Below are 18,622 nucleotides of genomic sequence, written 5' to 3' on the forward strand. Positions count from 1 at the left end.
TAAATTATATATCATAATATATAAACTATAGAAATTATGGATTTATTATGTTATAATGGGGAATGAATTATTGAAAGCAGAATTAAAAATGTAAATATTAAATTTTTATGAAAAATCATGTTAAATTGTACAAGATTAGTAGAATGTACAATTCATATATGATATAATAAATTCTGTTTCAGAAATGTTGACCAAGCAGTATGGGTTTGAAAAGGATAGGACTGCAATAGTACATATAGATGAATGGACATATCTATCACACTTGGAGAGGCATTTTGAGAAAGTATATATTTAAAATATATATATATATATAAAGAATTTTAATTAAAATTCACTTAAATCGAGGAGGGTATTACAATATGAGTAAGAAAAGTACAAAGGCACTTGCAAGTGCTGCACTTATGTCTTTAGTTTTAACTACAGCTTTATCAGCTGGTCCGGTTAAAGCAGCAGCAGGACAGGTAACAAGAACAAGCGGCACTACAAGATATGCAACAGCTGCTCAGGTTGCTACAACAAACTGGACAAGTGGCAGTGACAATGTAGTATTGGTATCAGGAGAAGGCTATGCAGATGCAGTAAGTGCTTCAGCATTAGCTAAAAAATTAAATGCACCGATACTTTTGACTACACCTGACACATTGAGCGCAGATGCTCAAACAGCACTTACTACATTAAAACCAAAGAACATATATGTTATTGGTGGAACTGCTTCAATTTCCCAGAGTATAAGAGATGGACTTAAGGCAAATTATACTTTGACAGAATTAGGCGGAGCTAACAGATATGAGACAAATGCAGCAGTAGCTGACGAATTGGTTAAATTGGGAGTTGATCCTAGCAACGTTATGGTTGTTGGAGGACAGGGATTCTCAGATGCTCTTTCAGTAGCACCAGTAGCAGCAGCAAAAGGACAGATATTGTTATTGGCAAGCAATGACCAAGCTTCAACTCAGCCAGTAATTGATTTTATAAAAGCAAATAATTCAAAGGCTACAGTTGTTGGAACTTCAAATGTAATAAATGATACTATCTACAATGCTCTTGGAGCAACTACAAGAGTAGATGGTGGAACAAGCAGATTTGATACAAACTTAAAGGTATTAGCTGCATTCAAGGACAGCTTGAAGACTGATAAATTATACATTGCAAATGCAAGTGCAGCAGATCCAGACAACCTGTATGCAGATGCGCTTGTAGCATCAGCAGTAGCTGGAAAATACTCAGCACCACTTGTATTAGTGGACAAAGATCCTTCGGCAAATGTAGCAACTAGTCCAGATACAACAAATGCAACAGATAATGCAATAGCTTATATCAAGGGAAATACTACATCAAGTACTGATTTACAGTTAGTTGGTGGAACTGCAGTTGTTTCACAAGCTACTCAAGATGCAGTGAATGCTATTTATAATCCAACTGGAAATATAGATCCAGAAGTTTCGTCAATTAGTACTAATGGATTAAGACAAATAAAGGTTGTATTTAATCAGGAAGTTGATCAGGACACAGCTGAAGAAGTAAGTAATTATAAATTAGATGGATCATCACTTACTGACGATAAAGCAACTGCATCACTTCAGGATGATAATAAGACTGTTTTAATAACTCTTGCAGATGCAAAAAAACAATCTGATGATGTAGATGTTACAGTTAAAAAGGGAATATTGACAGCTGATAAAGCACAGACTGTTCCTGAATTTACACAGAGTGTTACTTTTTCAGATACTACAGCACCTACATTGACTTCTGTAGAAGCTAGAGGAAATAATAAGTTGACAGTTGAATTCTCAGAACCTGTTAATTTTGGAAGTACGGTAACTTCAGCAGTAAACAAATTAAAAATAAATGATAAGAATCTAAGTTCATTTGGACTTAATACAACTGGAACAGATGGAAATGGAAAAACTCTTTCAAAAATAGATAATTCTGCTACAGATACTGCTGGTAATGTATGGTCAAATAAAATTGAACTTTATTTTGATTCAGCACTTCCAACAGGAAATAATACTTTAAAAGTATCAACTGGAGATGAGACAACATTAGAAGATGCAGCTGGATTCCCAGTACAAGAAACTACACAGGATTTTAATGTTGATACATTGGCAAGTACTCCTGTAATAAATAGTATAACAGCTAGTGATGATGGAACGGTTTATATTAATTTTGATAGAGCAATGGATGCTAAAACAGCTACACAAAAAGCTTATTATGCAATAAATGGAGATAGCACTGGCAATTTTACTAAGGCTGAACTTAAAAAGAATGACACACAAGTTAAAATTTCAGGAGCTACTCTTAATAAAAACTCGAATACTATATACATTAAGAATAGTGTAAAAGATGCCTATGGAAATAAAGTGGCTGATGATACTTATGAATCATTTACATTAACTGAAGATACTACTAAGCCAGCAGTAAGTTCCATATATGCTCTTGATGATAGCACAATTCGTGTTAAATTCAATAAGAGCGTAGATGCAGTCTATGCTGTAAATAAATCAAATTATAAATTACAGGACAACAGTGGAACTGATATAACTGATGAAATAGTACCAACAGATTCAACTTCATCTTATCAAGATACAAATGCTATTACTATTCCGGGTAATACAAGTGCACCTGTTGATGGTGACACTACAGATGTAGTTGATATACATGTACCTTCAAAATTAACTGATTCTCAGTATACTATAACAATTAAGAATATACAGGATAGAGCTTCAACACCAAATGTAATGGATGATTATACTACTACATTTGCAGGATCTAGTGATGTAAATGCAGAGGTAACAGGAGTTTATGCTGTAGATGATTCAACTAATTTGGGCAGAAAGATCACTCTAGTATTTAATAAGGAAATGGATTCAAGCACACTTGCTGATACATCGAATTATCAGTACGTAGATAACTCTGGAAATACAAAGGTACTTCCAAGCAACTCTGATATTTCAGTAAGCTCGGATAACAAGAGTGTGACTATTAAATTACCTTCTTCATACACTTATTACTATGGTGGCACTGCAGGAAATCCTGCCATAACTTCTAAAGATAATCAGGTAACAGCTGTATATGCAACAGGTGTTAAAGATACTAATGGAAATGTGTTACAGGTTGGAAGTTATGGTGGAAAGATACAAGCAGCCGGTAGTGGAGCAACAGTAAAGGCTAATTCATTGAAAGTTTATTATGATGGCGATGATTTAAAAGCTGATGTAAGTTTTACTAATCCAATTGATTCGGATACTTTAACTGCTTCGGATTTTGAATTGGCTGGTCAACCAGCAAGTTCAGCTAGTGCTAATGGAAGCAAGGTAACTCTTACGTTTAATAATAATGATAATGATGCCAGTGATCCAACTACTTTGATTAATAAAATTAAAGCACAAGGTGAAAATGCTACATTAACAATCGTAGGTTCTAATACAAAGGATGTAACAGGGGCTGTAGTTTCAACTACTGGAGTAACGCCTTATTTCTATGATGCTGCTCCTAAGACAATTGTAGAAAAAACTAATGGTGCAGTAACTAATTGGATTGCAGATGCAACTGCTAAGACAGTTAGTGTTCAATTTGATACTCCAATAGAACCTAGCAGCGTTAAACCATCAGATTTCACATTTAATGTAGGTGGAACTACTTTAAGTGCTAAGACAGCAGCGGTTTCGAGTACCGACAGCAAGACGGTTGTATTTACATTTGATACTACTAATAGTGATGTAATTAGTAATTTTAAAGCTAGTAATACAATTAAAGTTACTCCTAAGACAACATCACAAATTTCAACACTTGAAGATAAAAACAATAGTTATGCTTACTATGTTCCTTCTTCTGATGATTTAAAGGGCATTAGTATTACTATAACTGATTCAGGTGCAGCAGCACAAACAGCAGTAAATGCAGTAGCAGCAGGTATAACTTCATTTACTCCATCTACAGCAGCAGCAGGCACTATAGAATTACCTACAGTACCTGCGGGATATACTATTTCCGTTAAATCAACTGATACTCCAGCAGTATATGATGCTAATGGTAAGATCCAAGCAGCTGGTGCAAGTAATGTAGTTTATACAGTAACTGATACAGCAAGTGGAAAAACAGCTGATACTATTTTAATTCCAGTAAGTGTTACAATAGGATAGTAGCACGTTCGACCTTGCTTCACAAAGTTCCCTGGGGTTAATGAACAAGGCGTGAACAAAAAGGGAACGGACAAAACAATATAAAAAGAGGACTGCCAGGAGTGATATGCTTCCTTCTAGGTAGACAAGTGAAATAATAAAAACTTGTTTACTTGGAAGGGAGCATTTTTATGTCAGAAAATAAAATAAGTCCAGATGAAAAGATTTGTGCAAGAATAATATTTTTAAAGACTTTTTGTAAGAACTAATGTTTGTATAAGACTAATTTTTTATGGCCATAATATGTGATATAATAAAATAAATAGAACTAAGGCAGGTGATGGAGCTGGCAGATGAAAAGATAAAATGGCATCCAGCCTTTGCAGCAGCGATGCAGCTGGAGCTAAAAGAATACAGAGAATATTTGGAGTTTACAACAGAATATCAGCTGACGGATGAGCCGCTTAGGATAGATGTACTGGTTATAAAAGAAGATATACAGATAACTAAATCCATAGGAAAGATATTCAGAAAATACAATATACTTGAATACAAATCTCCAACAGACTATATATCAGTAGATGATTATTACAAAGTAAGGGCATATGCCTATCTATACAAGGCATTGTCACAGAAAACAGATGCTGTGGATATAGATGAAATGACTGTTACCCTTACATCAAGCAAATATCCAAGAAAATTGATGGATTATCTAAAAAATAAAAAGAAAACATCAGTGGAGGCTGTAGGTGATGGAATATATTATATAAAAGGCACAGATGTAGAAACACAGCTTATAGTATCAAAAGAACTGAATGACAATGAGGCAAAATATCTGAAATTACTTCAAATCCAGCAGCAGGATAAAAGTTTAATGGAGAACTGGATGGAAGAATACATAAACAATATAAAAGATCCATTATATGCAATGATAATGGATGTGTTGGCAAAAGCAAATCCAAATAAGATAATGGAGGTGTATAAGGATATGAGGAAAGTAGAATTAAATGAGGATAATAGAGTGTTTTTACTTGATATGATGAAAAAATTTAAACTTGATAAAAAACTTAAGCAGGAGGGAATAGATGAGGGGATAGAAAAAGGAATAGCTGATACTAAAGCAGTATAAAAAGGGACTTTCAGTGGAGTATATAGCGGATATAAATGATATTGACGTTGAATATGTAAAGAAAATTATAAAGGGATTTTCAAAAGAGGTCTGATTCTCAATGAGGAAGAATCGTCAGAGATGGCGATCTTTTTTAATTATTTGATTTAAATTCACGAGGCCAGCCAGGGGTTTGTTCCTATAAGTTCACTAATAAATTGATGGGATAAGGAATTGGCAGAAAGAGCAGAGTCATTTGCTCTTTTTTTAAAAAATGTTTTCTATAAATTCAGCCCATATGGTACAATATTCATATAATGCTAAAAAGGACTGGAGGTAGTAAATTTTATGAATAAAAATACCATGAGAACTATAGGGAGTACTGCTGTATTTTCATTGGTCGTTACTGCAGCTTTTCCCATGCTTTCTGTAAAAGCCTCAGGAAATCAGCTTAATCAGTTAGGTGGCTCGGACAGCTATGAGACTGCAGCAGCTGTTGCGGATTCAAATTGGACCAGCAGTGACAATGTGATCCTTGTGTCCAGTGAAGGCTATGCGGATTCTATAAGTGCAGTGGTACTTTCCAAACAGCTTAAGGCACCCATACTTTTGACTGGAAGTTCCAGCTTGAACAGTACTACATATGATGAGATAAGTAAGTTAAAACCGAAGAATATATATGTAATAGGTGGACAAAATGTTATATCTAAATCCATAAGGGATGAACTCAGAAGTAAAGATTACAATTTAATTGAACTTTCCGGCAGTAACAGATATGAAACCAATGCAGCCGTTGCAGGTGAACTTGTAAAACTTGGAATGGATCCTTCCAATGTAATGATGGTGGGTGGAGAGGGATTTTCCGATGCACTTTCTGCAGCTCCTGCAGCATCAGCCAAAGGTCAGATGCTTCTCCTTGGTGTTAATAATAGTACAGCCATGACTCCTGTGACTAATTTTGTGAAGAAAAACAATTCAAAAGTAACAGTAGTTGGTACAAGCAACCTTATAGATGACAGTACCTATAAGGCAGTGGGTGCAGTAGGCAGGATAGATGGTGGTCTGGATAGATTTGCAACTAATCTCAACGTGCTTAAAGCTTTTGACGGTGATTTGAAATCGGGCAGCATATATGTGGCAAATGCCAGCGGCGACAGATATGCTGATGCCCTTGTAGCAGCTTCTGTTGCAGGAATAAATTCTGCACCTTTAGTACTTGTAAACAACGAAGGAGACATCCAGACTGAAGATGCATTGAACTATATTAAATCAAAGTCTAGTTCTTCTACAGCACTGAATGTGATATCTCAAAAGGGTGTCATTTCAGACAGCACCGTTTCGGACATCAAGAATGCAGCAGGAGGAACAGTAAATGACAGCCCCACGGTTAATTCTGTAACTGCAGTGGGATTAAATCAAATAAAGGTTGTTTTCAACACTGCTGTGGACAAGAGCTCTGCTGAGAGAGTTGCAAATTATCAGATAGACGGCAATTCTCTTGGAGCAGAAGCACAGACACAGTCCTCTGCTTATCTTCAGGATGATGACAGAACTGTTGTAATTACCTTTAGAAATTCATTTTCACAGGGAAAAAAGGTTACTTTCACTGTTAAAGACAATGTACTCACTGATGGTGTATCTTCCAGCATAACTAAATATGAAAAGGAGGTCACATTTCAAGAGACAGGTTCTCCTTCTATTGACTCTGTAAGTGCAGTGGGAGGCAATAAACTGGCGGTAAAGTTTTCAGAACCTATAAGGATGGATGAAAGTGATTTGTCTTCTATGAAGATAAACAAGAGAAGCGTTAAAAACTATGGACTTGATACCTCATATACAGAACTTACAAATCAATGCGGGGACTGGGCGGATGGCGTGAATTTATATTTTGATTCCACACTTCCCATAGGTGACAATACTTTTACTATGCCTTCCGGTACCTCAGGCAGCAAGTTTGACAATGGAGCCAATATCCCTATACAGAGTCAGTCAAAAGATTTTACCGTTGAATCCGTATCGGGCAGCCCTCAGGTTGAAAGTGTTACCACCAACAACGCAGGAACCATATATATAAAGTACAACAGGGCTATGGATACGGACACAGCTCTTGAGCCTTCAAATTACGAGATAAATGGAACTACGGTAAGTGTGGATTCCTCTTATGTCACCTTTGACTCCGGATCAGGAGACAGCGTGGTGAAGATAAAAAATGTGGGAAGCATGCTGAATCAGGGCACAAATACCGTTTTGGTTAAAAGTAATGTAGCGGATACTTTTGAGAATACAATTACACAGACAAGTACTACTCTTTATTATGGAAGCAGCAGCCAGAAACCTGCAGTTGTATCTGCAAATATTTTGGATGAAAATACTATAAGAGTTAAATTCAATAAAGATGTTGTGAGAAGTTATGCTACAAATATTGGAAATTATACTATTGTGGATTCCGATGGAAATGATGTGAGTTATAAGCTTAACAACGTAAACACCATAACCGTGGATGGGAACAATAACAGAACCTTTGATCTCAAATTTGATGATAATGCATTAAATGGTTCAAAATATACCCTCACTGTGAAAAATATCATAGATACAGAAGCAGTGCCAAATATAATGGATACTTATACTGCTGTGTTATCAGGCATGGACAATGAAGGATTTACAGTTACTGAAATAGTTAAAAGAGCCGACAATGACCAGGCTGTTGCAATGTTCTTCAACCGCACTATGGATGATGATTCCATATCAAATAAATCCAACTATGTGTTCAGGGATGGAACAGGAGAGGTAAGAAGTCTACCTGGTGGGGCAACTGTAACATCTGCCTATGATGACAAGAGCGCGACTATTGAATTCCCTTCCAGCTATACTATAGGAAGCGGAACTTCATCTACAAGTGTAATTCAGGTCGGTGTTAAAAATGTGGTTGATCAAGATGGAAATGCTCTCGATTTAGGATCATATATAGGGGATATAAGTACATCCAGCAGCAGTGGACCTGGAATTATATCCGGTGCCGCTAGCATGACTTTCAGCGGCGATGACATAAGGGTTAAGGTTTCTCTTTCATCAGCACTGGATTCTCTTGATTTAAATGACTTCAGGGTTGATGGGTGTAGTCCTGACAGTGGTACTATAAGCGGGAATGATGTGATTTTAATATACAAATCCGGTGTAAAAAACGGTGAGAAGATAGATGATATAAAGAACTGTGGTGAAAGCACTACTGTAAGTGTAGTAAATAATAATTCTGTGGATTCTGCAGGGCGTAATATAAGAACAGGTTCCACTAAAGTCTATATACCTCCTGTAACAAAATCTGATCAGTTTACAGCAACCAGTGCTTCAAATACAGATACTGTAAATGTGGTTTTCAATCAGAATGTGGATACAGCTGTACAAAATCAATATAGTGACGATTTTGTATTTACAGATGTGACTACTGGGAGAGCACTTACTCCAACCTCTGTAAGTGTTGACGGAAAAACGGTTATCTATAGATTCAGCGCTTCTTCCTTTGACAAGGGTGACAGCATCAAGGTTGCTGCCAGCGGCAATTCCTCAAATATAAGCATAAGAAGTGAAAAGCACGACAACGCTGCATACACCACCTACTCGCCTTCCAGCGATGATTTGAGCGGGTACAGCATTACTGCAAAATAATACCAGAGGGTCAGACCCCCAACCAATTTTTGGTAAGGGGTCTGACCCCATTCCATTTTTTGCTTTTGTTTTCAGAAGTTCTGATTAGAAGCAGATATTCATGAACATAATGAAAAACAAAAGGAGTGGAGGAAAAATGGCCAGAAAAAAGAGAGAATGGTATGCAGGGGCAAGATATCATATAATGTGCAGAGGGAATCATAAAAACGATTTGTTCTTAGATAAAAAGGATTATCAAGTTTATTTAAATATATTGAAACATGTAAAGAAAAAATTAGAATATGAATTATATTGTTATTGTTTTATGACAAATCATGTTCATATGGTTATTGAAACTGAAAAAATACATATAGGTACTATCATGAAAAGAATAAATATGATTTACTCAATTTATTTTAATAAAAAATATAACCTAATAGGTCATTTATTTCAGGATAGGTATAGATCAGAGCTGATAAGAGATGACAGGTATATGGTTGAAGCAAGTAGATACATACACTTGAACCCTGTAAAAGCCAATATAGTGAAAAATCCTGAAGACTATAGATGGAGCAGTTACAAAAGCATCATAGGATTATCTGAAGAAAAAATAATAAATTCACAAAGGATACTTTCTTATTTTAAGGCTGTTAGAAATAAGGAAAGCTATAGAGAGTTTGTTGAAAGCGCCATAAAGGAATAAAGTGGGCGAATAAAGGGGTCAGACCCCCAACCAAATTTTGGTAAGGGGTCTGACCCCTTTCCAAATCTTGCCAAAAAAATAAAAGGATTTGTAAGCACCTCGAGGGAATTATAATATATAAGATAATAGGGAAATATAAAGCAGAGAAAATTTTTTATGTCAGGAGAGGATAAAAATGGATGGATGTTTTGTAAGAAATTCAACGGCACCACTAAAGAAGGTACTCATGTGCCCGCCTATCTATGCGTATTTGAAGAAAAATGTAAGCGGGGATGACGGAGTTGAAATAGATGATGAGCTTTGTATTAAGGAACATGATGAGCTTGTGGATGCGTACAGGTCAAACGGGGTGGAAGTGGTTTTGATGACTCCGGATCAGAAGCTCCATGATCAGGTATTTGCCCGGGATTTTGGTGCTTGTATAAAAGAAGGCTATATTCTTGGAAACTTTAGAATGCATGACAGAAAAGGTGAAACAAAATCTTATCAGGAGAAGATGGATGAGCTTGGAATTCCCTGCGTCGCAAAATGCAGCAATGGTCACTTTGAAGGCGGTGACTTCTGGATGCTGGATGATAAAACTATGGCTATAGGAATACTGGAGCGTACTGATGAAACCGGTATTGATGAAATAAGAGGGCAGGTAGGCAGGTATGGTTATGAAATAATACCGGTTAGATCCTCGGAGAAATGTCTGCACCTGGATATGTGTTTCAATATAGTGGCGGAAAAACTTGCTGTAATATGCAGTGAAGTTCTGCCCCGTGATTTTTTAAATATACTGAAGGACAGAAACTTCAAACTTATAGAAGTGGATAGGAAATATTTGCTGGAATGTCACTGCAATCTTCAGGCACTGGGAAATGAAAAAGTAGTGTCCTTTAAGGACAACAGGGAGGTAAACAGTGCCATAAGGTCATACGGAATTGAAGTAATAGAAACCCATACAAGTGAAATGTTTAAGCACGGTGGCGGAATACACTGCATGACCTTTCCATTAAGCAGGGGATAATACGGTACCACGCACTTTGCAGATAGATGAAGATAGAGGACAGCTGGGACAGCTGCTTGCCGGTAATTGAAAGCTTGATTTGATATTTAAATGCAGCCTTATAAATGTTATAATAAAAAGAACAATATGTTTATTGGTGGTGAAAAGTTTGGATAAAGAGGCAAAACAGATGTTTGAACTTGTCCTGCAAAAGCTGGATAACATGGAAGGTAAGCAGGACAGCATGGAAAGAAAGCTGGATGAAATGTATTTAATTCAGAGATCCTTGGAGGAAAACATCAAAGTGACAAGAGCAGAACAGGATAAAATGACATACATACTTTCGGATATTCAGGGAAAAGTAACAAAATTAACTGAAAAAGTAGATGAACATGAAGCGGTAATTGAGCAGATTAGAGCAATCAAGTGATTCCTGGGTTCAGGTGGAAGTTTGGGTCATAAGGAATACTTTTTCGTACCTTAACCTTAAAAGAAATTATCCAGGGGCGCAGTATTTGCCTGTCCACTTGTGGGAGTTTAGCAATAAGCAATAATAGTCACCGGATAAAATAATCTTATTATAAGAAACAGCCCTTTAAAAGGCTGTTTTTGTTTATTAAATTTAAATTTTTTCATTTTTTCTAGGAACTATCAGAAAAGCATCAATATATACAGTTTATTTTCAAATATAGTGTTTATACTAAATTATATGGTTATTGCTTTTAATGGCTGATAGTTTTAAAGCAAAACTGTATTTTTTAGACTTTGACTTTCTTTGACCTTTGTTGTATTATAATAATTGTAATAAGGATTACCGATACAGAAAGTAATTCAGAAGAATAGAAAATATATTATGATAGCTTACAAGGAGGTTGTTTATTATGTTCGATATGATTCCATTCAGAAGAGATAATTCTTTAAGCAGAGGTGATGAATTTGACAGATTCATAAAATCTTTTTTCAATAATGATTTTTCACCTATTGGTATAAATGGTTTTGGCAAGGATTTTAAAGTTGACCTTAAAGAAAATGATAATTCTTACGTAGTTGAAGCAGATCTTCCTGGAGTAAATAAAGATGCTGTAAATTTAAGCTTTGAAAATAATTATTTGACTATATCTGCAAAAAGAGAAGATTCCAAAGAAGATAAAAAAGAAAATTTTGTAAGACGTGAAAGAAATTATGGAGAATTTAGAAGAAGTTTTTACATTGACAATGTAGATGACAAAAACATCAGTGCATCTTTTAAAGATGGAGTTCTGAAGGTAGACCTTCCAAAATCTGAGAAACGTAAAAATGAAAGTAAAAAAATTGACATTAACTAATATATCACAGCACTGTGATTAATTTCACAGTGCTATTTTTTTTATGTTATAATTAAATATTATAGGATGTTAAATAAAATGATTTGATTAAGGGGTTTATTTTTTATTTTCTTTCATATAAGTATAAGTACAAGAGGTGATTTTATGAATAATCAGTGGGAAATGATACTTAGATTGGTCCTTTCAGGAGTACTGGGAGCTTTAATAGGTTTTGAGAGAAGAAGCCACTTCAAGGAAGCAGGGCTTAGGACTCATTTTGTCGTGGCAGTGGGAAGTGCACTTATTATGCTGGTATCTAAATATGGTTTTGGGGATTTGGTAAATACACCTTCAGTTTCCTTGGATCCAAGCAGAATAGCTGCCCAGGTTGTAAGCGGAATTGGATTTCTTGGAGCTGGCACTATAATAGTAGAGCATCAATTTGTAAGAGGATTGACCACTGCTGCCGGTTTATGGGCTACTGCAGGTATTGGTATAGCAATTGGTGCAGGCATGTATATTCCCGGCGTCAGTGCGACTGTGCTTATACTTATAGGGCTTGGAATATTTAATAAGTTTCAGAAAAATGTTACTTATTCCATTGGCAAGGCAGATCTCTCGGCAGAAGGAATCAATCCTGCACTGGATACCTTGAAAAATTCAAAAGTAAAAATATCCAATATACAGGTAAACAGACATCATAATAAAATTGACAAGGACTTGGAAACAAGGCTTACCTTTAGGATGTACAGCAGAAATCAGAATGAAATGAAAAAAATTATGGTAAGTCTTTTAAAAATACCCTATGTAAAAAATGTAAATGTAGAATAATATAGTAGTATATAATAAAAAACACATAATAATATTATTATTAAGACTGGGTGTTGTCGGTTATACACCGGTTATGTAAAGAAGGTGTGGAGTATATGATTATTAATTGTGATAAATTGTTAAAAGAACACAAGAGAATAAGAACTAAAAAAACAGCGAAAAGAGTAAACTTTATAGGAATATTTAACAAGGATGTGTATAATATAACAGCTCCTTTTTTAAATAATGGCAGGATTGTAATAGCTGGAAGGGTTGAGTCCAAAATGGGCAGGGATTCCATGGTGTTGTTTTTCGAAAAGTATGAGAATGCCTGGTGCCATATAGTGGAATCACCTATTATGGAGCTGGAGGATCCCTTTTTCACCAGAATAGGGGATGAAATAGTAGTAGGAGGTGTGGAGATATTTAGTAATATAAACAACCCCTATAATCTTATATGGAGAACTATAATGTATAAGGGAAGGGATATTTTTCACCTTAAACTTTTCTTTGTGGGTCCTGACGGTATGAAAGATTTACGTATAGCCGAACTTAAAGATGGAAGTATAGGTGTTTTAACCCGTCCTCAGGGAGCCAAGGGTGGAAGGGGAAAGATAGGATTTATAAAGATTAGAAGGCTGAACGATCTGAGTATGGGAGTTATTGAGGATGCCCCTATTTTAAATGACTTTTTAAATGATGATGAGTGGGGGGGAATAAACAGCATATATCCTATTGACAAAGACAATATAGGGTTGCTTGGACACATAGCCAAAATGGATGAAAATGGAATGAAACATTATTATTCCATGACTTTTGTACTGGATATGAATTCCATGATTTATAAAGATGTAAAGATAATTGCAGCCAGGGAGGATTTTCTGCCTGGACCAAGCAAGGATGAGAGCCTGTATGATGTTGTATTCAGCGGAGGTCTGGCATTTAAAAATAAAAAGGCGGTTTTATATGCAGGCATAAGTGATATTGAAGCTCAGACTATTGAAATAGACAATCCTTTTTACGATTATATGAATAAAAAAGGGGAAGTGTAAGAATGGGTATAAAAAGGCATGAGTCCAACCCCATTATAACTTGTGAAGATGTAAATCCCTCCAATGAGGATTTTGAAATTATAGGTGTATTTAATCCGGGAGCAGCCCGGTACAAAGGGGAGATAATACTTGCCATGAGAATTGCAGAAAGATTTATGGACAGCGGCAATGATTATATAAAAGTTCCTGTTATTGATAGGCAAAGCGGCCTTTTGAAAATTTTGAATGTAGATAAAGGGGATAGCAGATATGATTTCAGTGATTCCAGGGTAATTAAAGAAAAAGGAAGTCCCTATGATTTTGCCTGTCTTACATCTATGTCCCATATAAGACTTGCCAGAAGTGCAGATGGAGTGAACTTTAAAATAGATAGCAGGCCCTTTATCTATCCGGGAAATGAATATGAGAGTTTTGGAATCGAGGATCCAAGAATAACTGAAATAGATGGCAGCTACTATATAACCTACAGTGCAGTATCTCCATATGGCATAGTTACCGGCCTGGCTGTGACTTCTGACTTTAAAAACTGTAAAAAGCTTGGCAATATTTTTGGTACGGAAAATAAGGATGTGGTGATTTTCCCGGAAAAAATAAATGGCAGGTATTTTGCCTTGAACAGGCCAGTATCAAAAAGTACGGGTGATCCCGTAATATGGATATCAGAATCTGACAACCTCCTTTATTGGGGGAACCATAAAGTTCTGGCATGTAATAGAAAAGGTTTTTGGGATTCTAAAAAAATAGGGGCGGGAATACCACCCGTAAAAACGGATGAAGGCTGGCTGGAGCTGTATCATGGAGTAGATGAAAGGGAGCATTATAGTATGGGAGCACTTTTGCTTGATATGAACTGTCCCTCAAAAATCATTGCCCGCAGTGAAAAACCTCTTCTTAAGCCCCAGGAGGATTATGAAACAGGAGGATTTTTTTCAAATGTGATTTTCCCCTGTGGCGCTGTAAAAAGGCAGAAAAAACTGTATATATATTATGGAATATCAGACAATTCTATCGGGCTTGCAGTTACAAGTGTGGAGGATATTTTAAATACATTGGTATAACAGCTGAATATATATCCTTTTAAGTAAAAAGTAGATCTATAGTTCTGCTATTATATTTCCTGTTTCAGTAAGATCGTATCCACCAATGCCTGAAAGCTCCTGCTTGAATTTGTCGGACTGCAGTATTTCAATTATTGATTTGAAAGGAGGATTATCCATATCCTCTTTTTTTATTACAAGTTCATATCTTTCTTTTTGGAGAGGTATGAAATCTATATTTTGAACCTGCAGTCCGGTTTTTTCATTTCCAAGTCCTACATCTGCATCTCCTCTGGCTACGGTACTGGCTACGGCCAGATGGGAGAGACACTCGTTGTTATAACCCCTTATGTCTTTGCCATTAATTTTAAGCAGTCTTAAATGTTCATCAAGGAGAATTCTGGTGCCGCATCCTTTTTCCCTGTTTATTAAGTTGATATCCGGTCTCTCAAAATCCTCCCAGCCCTGAATATTTTTAGGATTTCCCTTTGTTACATAAAAGCCCTGTATCCGGCAGGCCAAGTGAATTACAACAGTGGGGATACCAGGGATCAGCCTTCTTACAAAAGGTATGTTGTATTGACCGGAGTCTCCATCCCATAAATGGGCGGTAGCCGCCTGTACCTTTCCCATATAAAGTCCCAATAATCCATTATAACTTCCTACATATGAACGAAATATTCTAATCCCCGGCGAGCACATCTCTATATAACGGGATAATATATCCAGAAGCACATCCTGGCCGCAGATTACAAAATCATCTTCCATATTATTTCCCGGGTAAAAGGTATCTGAAGATGAAAAATTGCGGCTTTCAGGCATGCCAACCTGATTATTGCCCTTATTTTTTTCTCTGTTTTTATATTCTTCAACATCTTTTGTATCCACTCGAATTTTTTTGCCTACTTTATAACCTTTTAGATCTCCTCTTTTTATCAGCTCATATACCGTGTTTTTGGCTATTTTCAGCATATCTGCAACTTCCTGTGGAGTCAAGGCAGTATTCTCTATCATAATGTATCACCTCCATATGATTTTAATAATAATTTTAGTACATATACTCCAAAAACACAACCTCAGCTACTTTCCCCGAAGTGCTTATATTATTTAGCAGCGCATTTTAAAACTGTTTGTTATTTTACTGAATATAATGACTATGTTAAAATAAATAATAAATATGTTTTTTGGTTTCAGCAGCAGTCTTTATTACCTGTGAGACTTAGAGGGAGGAAAAAATATGAAGATAGCAGTTATTTCTGATATACATGGAAATCTGGAAGCCCTGAAGGAGGCTTTCTCCAATATAGAAAAGAGGAAGACAGACACTATAGTATGTCTTGGAGATTTAGTAGGATATGGCCCTTATCCCAATGAAGTAGTAGAGTTTGTAAGAGAAAATCACATATTAAATATACTGGGAAACTATGATGCAGCAGTGCTGGAGAGAGAGTTCAATTATATAAGAAACACCAGGATAAATGAATTTTGTATGCCCTGGGCTGCAGGCGAGCTTAAAGAGGAAAATATAGACTACTTGAGTACACTTCCAAGAGAAATAAATTTTCAATTTCAGAATAAAAAAGTTTGCTTTGTCCATGGAAGCACCAGATCCATAAATGAATATCTCAAGGAAGATTCCAAAGAAGCTGAAGAAGTTATGGAAGCTTTTACGGGAGATGTTCTGGTATGTGCTCATACCCATATACCTTATGAAAGTAAATATGGCTCCAAAATACTTTTAAATGACGGAAGCATAGGAAAACCCAAAATAGGCAGGCCCAACGGAACCTATATAATTATGGATGTAAAAGATAAAAATGTATATGCTGAGATGATAGAATTCACCTATGATTATGAAAAAACTGCAGCTGCCATGGAGAAAAAGGGTATATTAAAAGCCTGCATTGACAACATAAGAACAGGAATGGAATAACTTAAGTCCCCCGAGACATTTATAGAGACCGTAAGCACCCTAGAGAAACTTACAATATTTTACAGAATATTTTAAATAAAAAAGGTATACCGCTGGGTATACCTTTTAAAACTATTGGTTTAAGTTATTTAAAGCATCTGTAAGCCTTGTATATAAACTGTATATTCCGCTATTGCCATCTTGGGCATTTGAAATGCTGCTCATTTCCTGGCTCAGGTCTTGTAATTTTTGAGATTCAGTTTCTATTTTGTTGGCATCTAAAGTGTCTATCCCGTCTTCGATGGAATTCAGTATCTCTATACAGTTGTTTGCGTAATCTATAGACTGATTTACAGAATTAATTTGGACATTTATGCTGTCTATATACTGCGTGTTTAAAGTCTCCAGACCTTCAGGTACTGACAGCTTGGATACAGCATCTCTGTATACCGTCAGATTATTTTTATAAGTTGACAAATCAGAACTGCCCTGTTGAAGTGTCTGAATCATCTGATCCAGATACTGGCGCATTTCATCCACACTGCTGGCAGAATCTAGATTTGACATGGTATTAGTGGCATCACTATAGGTCTGGTTCAATTCATCCAAAGTATTGGAAGTCTCATTTTCATAAGATTCACAATAGGTTTTTAAACTGCTTACATAATCTTTTTCAGCTTGTGGCACTGCTGAAGGAGCTTTTAACAGATATTCAACAGGTAAATCTATTGAACTTATTCCTCCAAGGAGGGTTATATCCGTATATCCTTTTTCATCTATAAAGGTTTTTTGATTTGATATATCACTTCCGTCGGTTAAAATTATAGGTGCATTTAATTTAGCAGCCAGTGCGCTTCCTGAAAGTGCATCAGGAAAGTTTGTGCCATTTGCAAGTACTGCTGTATTTGAATTAAAATTGAAATTTTTACATATGCTCATAGATGTATCATATCTTGTAGTTCCGCCCAACCTTGTTATGTTATCATCAGTTAAAGATGGCAGTTGGGATTTTAACTCATCTATGGCAGATTCAGACACAGAAGCTTGTCCTCCGATTACATATACCTTGGATGGATTTATAGATGAAATCAAGTCCTTGGTTTCTGCCGGCAGGCTGTCCGTGTTTACCATGAATATGGGATATCCATTTGATGCAGCTATGCTGGATATGCTCAATGCATCTGCAAATCCCCATCCGTTTGCCAGTACTATTGGAGTTCCGGTTTTTACACCCATGGAATTGATTATGGATTTGTTGGTGTCAAATCTGTTGGAGCCGCCTAGTCTTGTAATATTCTGGTATCCTAATTGTTTGATGTAATTTAAAAGGTCTTCACTTATGGATGAACTTCCCCCAAGAACATAGATATTTCCGGAAGTACTTAAATGGTTCTTTATATAGTCGAAAGCATCTGAATTATCATCTATGCTGTCATTTAATAAGAGTATGGGAGCATTGTATTTTTTTGATAGAACACTGCCGCCCAGTGCATCTGGAAAATCTCTTCCACTCGCAAGTATTATGTTTTGCAGATTTCCACTTTGAAAACTAGTTGCAATTTTTACAGATGTTTTGTATCTGTCAGTGCCGGCAAGTCTTGTTACATTATATGTAGTTTTGGCATAAGCTGGAACTGAAGTACAAAGTAACATGGTCAAACCTACAACTAGTCCTACTATTTTTTTCATCATATGTATTTTCCTCCTTTGAAAAGTATATACCTAAATTTTAGCACAAATGTGGAAAAAACTATATAAGAAAAACCTGGAATTCACACTGCATATTGTGTAAAATTATAATTATAACTATGGAAATATAATTATAGTTATGGTAAAATTAGTCCATTATTGAAGTATTATCTTCATTTAAGAAAATATTATCATATATTTTCAAAAAAATGGATTATCAAGTAAACAATTCAATACATTAATATGTGAAAGG

Annotated in this window: 13 protein-coding genes; 11 read left to right on the forward strand and 2 right to left on the reverse strand. The window is 35.9% G+C overall.

The window, feature by feature from the left end:
- Window positions 1–359 precede the first annotated feature (359 nt).
- From AB8U03_RS09590 to AB8U03_RS09635, 10 genes are all read left to right on the forward strand, one after another.
- Complete coding sequence (locus AB8U03_RS09590; protein WP_369704332.1) at window positions 360–4,142, forward strand: cell wall-binding repeat-containing protein; 3,783 nt, start codon at window positions 360–362, stop codon at window positions 4,140–4,142.
- Window positions 4,143–4,461: 319 nt separating this feature from the next.
- Window positions 4,462–5,250 carry a hypothetical protein gene (locus AB8U03_RS09595; protein ID WP_369704333.1) on the forward strand — a complete coding sequence of 263 codons (789 nt, stop codon included), beginning with the start codon at window positions 4,462–4,464 and terminating at the stop codon, window positions 5,248–5,250.
- A 327-nt stretch (window positions 5,251–5,577) separates the two neighbouring features.
- Window positions 5,578–8,892, forward strand: coding sequence for a cell wall-binding repeat-containing protein (locus AB8U03_RS09600; protein ID WP_369704334.1), 3,315 nt, complete (start codon window positions 5,578–5,580; stop codon window positions 8,890–8,892).
- A gap of 136 nt (window positions 8,893–9,028) precedes the next feature.
- Entirely contained in the window at window positions 9,029–9,574 is a 546-nt protein-coding gene (locus tag AB8U03_RS09605; RefSeq protein ID WP_369704335.1) for a transposase, read from the forward strand.
- 175 nt (window positions 9,575–9,749) lie between these two features.
- The gene (locus tag AB8U03_RS09610; protein ID WP_369704336.1) at window positions 9,750–10,586 is read left to right on the forward strand and encodes a dimethylarginine dimethylaminohydrolase family protein; all 837 of its coding nucleotides are present in this window, start codon (window positions 9,750–9,752) and stop codon (window positions 10,584–10,586) included.
- A 148-nt stretch (window positions 10,587–10,734) separates the two neighbouring features.
- A complete protein-coding gene (locus AB8U03_RS09615) occupies window positions 10,735–10,995 on the forward strand; it encodes a hypothetical protein (RefSeq protein ID WP_369704337.1) in 261 nt (86 codons plus the stop codon).
- 451 nt (window positions 10,996–11,446) lie between these two features.
- Window positions 11,447–11,890 (forward strand): heat shock protein Hsp18, encoded by a 444-nt coding sequence (gene hsp18 / locus AB8U03_RS09620; RefSeq protein WP_369704338.1) that lies wholly within the window; start codon window positions 11,447–11,449, stop codon window positions 11,888–11,890.
- Between the two features lie 144 nt (window positions 11,891–12,034).
- Window positions 12,035–12,700, forward strand: a complete 666-nt coding sequence (locus AB8U03_RS09625) for an MgtC/SapB family protein (protein WP_369704339.1) — start codon at window positions 12,035–12,037, stop codon at window positions 12,698–12,700.
- 95 nt (window positions 12,701–12,795) lie between these two features.
- The gene (locus tag AB8U03_RS09630) at window positions 12,796–13,731 is read left to right on the forward strand and encodes a DUF1861 family protein (protein WP_369704340.1); all 936 of its coding nucleotides are present in this window, start codon (window positions 12,796–12,798) and stop codon (window positions 13,729–13,731) included.
- A 2-nt stretch (window positions 13,732–13,733) separates the two neighbouring features.
- Entirely contained in the window at window positions 13,734–14,789 is a 1,056-nt protein-coding gene (locus AB8U03_RS09635; RefSeq protein ID WP_369704341.1) for a glycoside hydrolase family 130 protein, read from the forward strand.
- A gap of 36 nt (window positions 14,790–14,825) precedes the next feature.
- On the opposite strand, the gene AB8U03_RS09640 is transcribed toward AB8U03_RS09635, so the two are convergent.
- Window positions 14,826–15,782 (reverse strand): substrate-binding domain-containing protein, encoded by a 957-nt coding sequence (locus tag AB8U03_RS09640; RefSeq protein ID WP_369704342.1) that lies wholly within the window; start codon window positions 15,780–15,782, stop codon window positions 14,826–14,828.
- 223 nt (window positions 15,783–16,005) lie between these two features.
- Here AB8U03_RS09640 and AB8U03_RS09645 point away from each other — a divergent pair, with 223 nt between their 5' ends.
- Complete coding sequence (locus AB8U03_RS09645; RefSeq protein WP_369704343.1) at window positions 16,006–16,701, forward strand: metallophosphoesterase family protein; 696 nt, start codon at window positions 16,006–16,008, stop codon at window positions 16,699–16,701.
- A 111-nt stretch (window positions 16,702–16,812) separates the two neighbouring features.
- Here the strand turns inward: AB8U03_RS09645 and AB8U03_RS09650 are convergent, their stop codons facing one another.
- Window positions 16,813–18,372 (reverse strand): cell wall-binding repeat-containing protein, encoded by a 1,560-nt coding sequence (locus AB8U03_RS09650; protein WP_369704344.1) that lies wholly within the window; start codon window positions 18,370–18,372, stop codon window positions 16,813–16,815.
- Window positions 18,373–18,622 lie beyond the last annotated feature (250 nt).

The organism is Clostridium moutaii (assembly GCF_041205085.1).
Lineage (GTDB): Bacteria > Bacillota > Clostridia > Clostridiales > Clostridiaceae > Clostridium_B > Clostridium_B moutaii.

Excerpts from the sequence above, each read along its gene's own strand:
- AB8U03_RS09625 (WP_369704339.1), top strand. The coding sequence starts at position 12,035 with ATGAATAATCAGTGGGAAATGATACTTAGATTGGTCCTTTCAGGAGTA.
- AB8U03_RS09610 (WP_369704336.1), top strand. The coding sequence starts at position 9,750 with ATGGATGGATGTTTTGTAAGAAATTCAACGGCACCACTAAAGAAGGTA.
- AB8U03_RS09650 (WP_369704344.1), bottom strand. The coding sequence starts at position 18,372 with ATGATGAAAAAAATAGTAGGACTAGTTGTAGGTTTGACCATGTTACTT.
- AB8U03_RS09645 (WP_369704343.1), top strand. The coding sequence starts at position 16,006 with ATGAAGATAGCAGTTATTTCTGATATACATGGAAATCTGGAAGCCCTG.
- AB8U03_RS09590 (WP_369704332.1), top strand. The coding sequence starts at position 360 with ATGAGTAAGAAAAGTACAAAGGCACTTGCAAGTGCTGCACTTATGTCT.
- AB8U03_RS09635 (WP_369704341.1), top strand. The coding sequence starts at position 13,734 with ATGGGTATAAAAAGGCATGAGTCCAACCCCATTATAACTTGTGAAGAT.
- AB8U03_RS09600 (WP_369704334.1), top strand. The coding sequence starts at position 5,578 with ATGAATAAAAATACCATGAGAACTATAGGGAGTACTGCTGTATTTTCA.
- AB8U03_RS09605 (WP_369704335.1), top strand. The coding sequence starts at position 9,029 with ATGGCCAGAAAAAAGAGAGAATGGTATGCAGGGGCAAGATATCATATA.
- AB8U03_RS09640 (WP_369704342.1), bottom strand. The coding sequence starts at position 15,782 with ATGATAGAGAATACTGCCTTGACTCCACAGGAAGTTGCAGATATGCTG.
- hsp18 (WP_369704338.1), top strand. The coding sequence starts at position 11,447 with ATGTTCGATATGATTCCATTCAGAAGAGATAATTCTTTAAGCAGAGGT.
- AB8U03_RS09630 (WP_369704340.1), top strand. The coding sequence starts at position 12,796 with ATGATTATTAATTGTGATAAATTGTTAAAAGAACACAAGAGAATAAGA.
- AB8U03_RS09595 (WP_369704333.1), top strand. The coding sequence starts at position 4,462 with ATGGAGCTGGCAGATGAAAAGATAAAATGGCATCCAGCCTTTGCAGCA.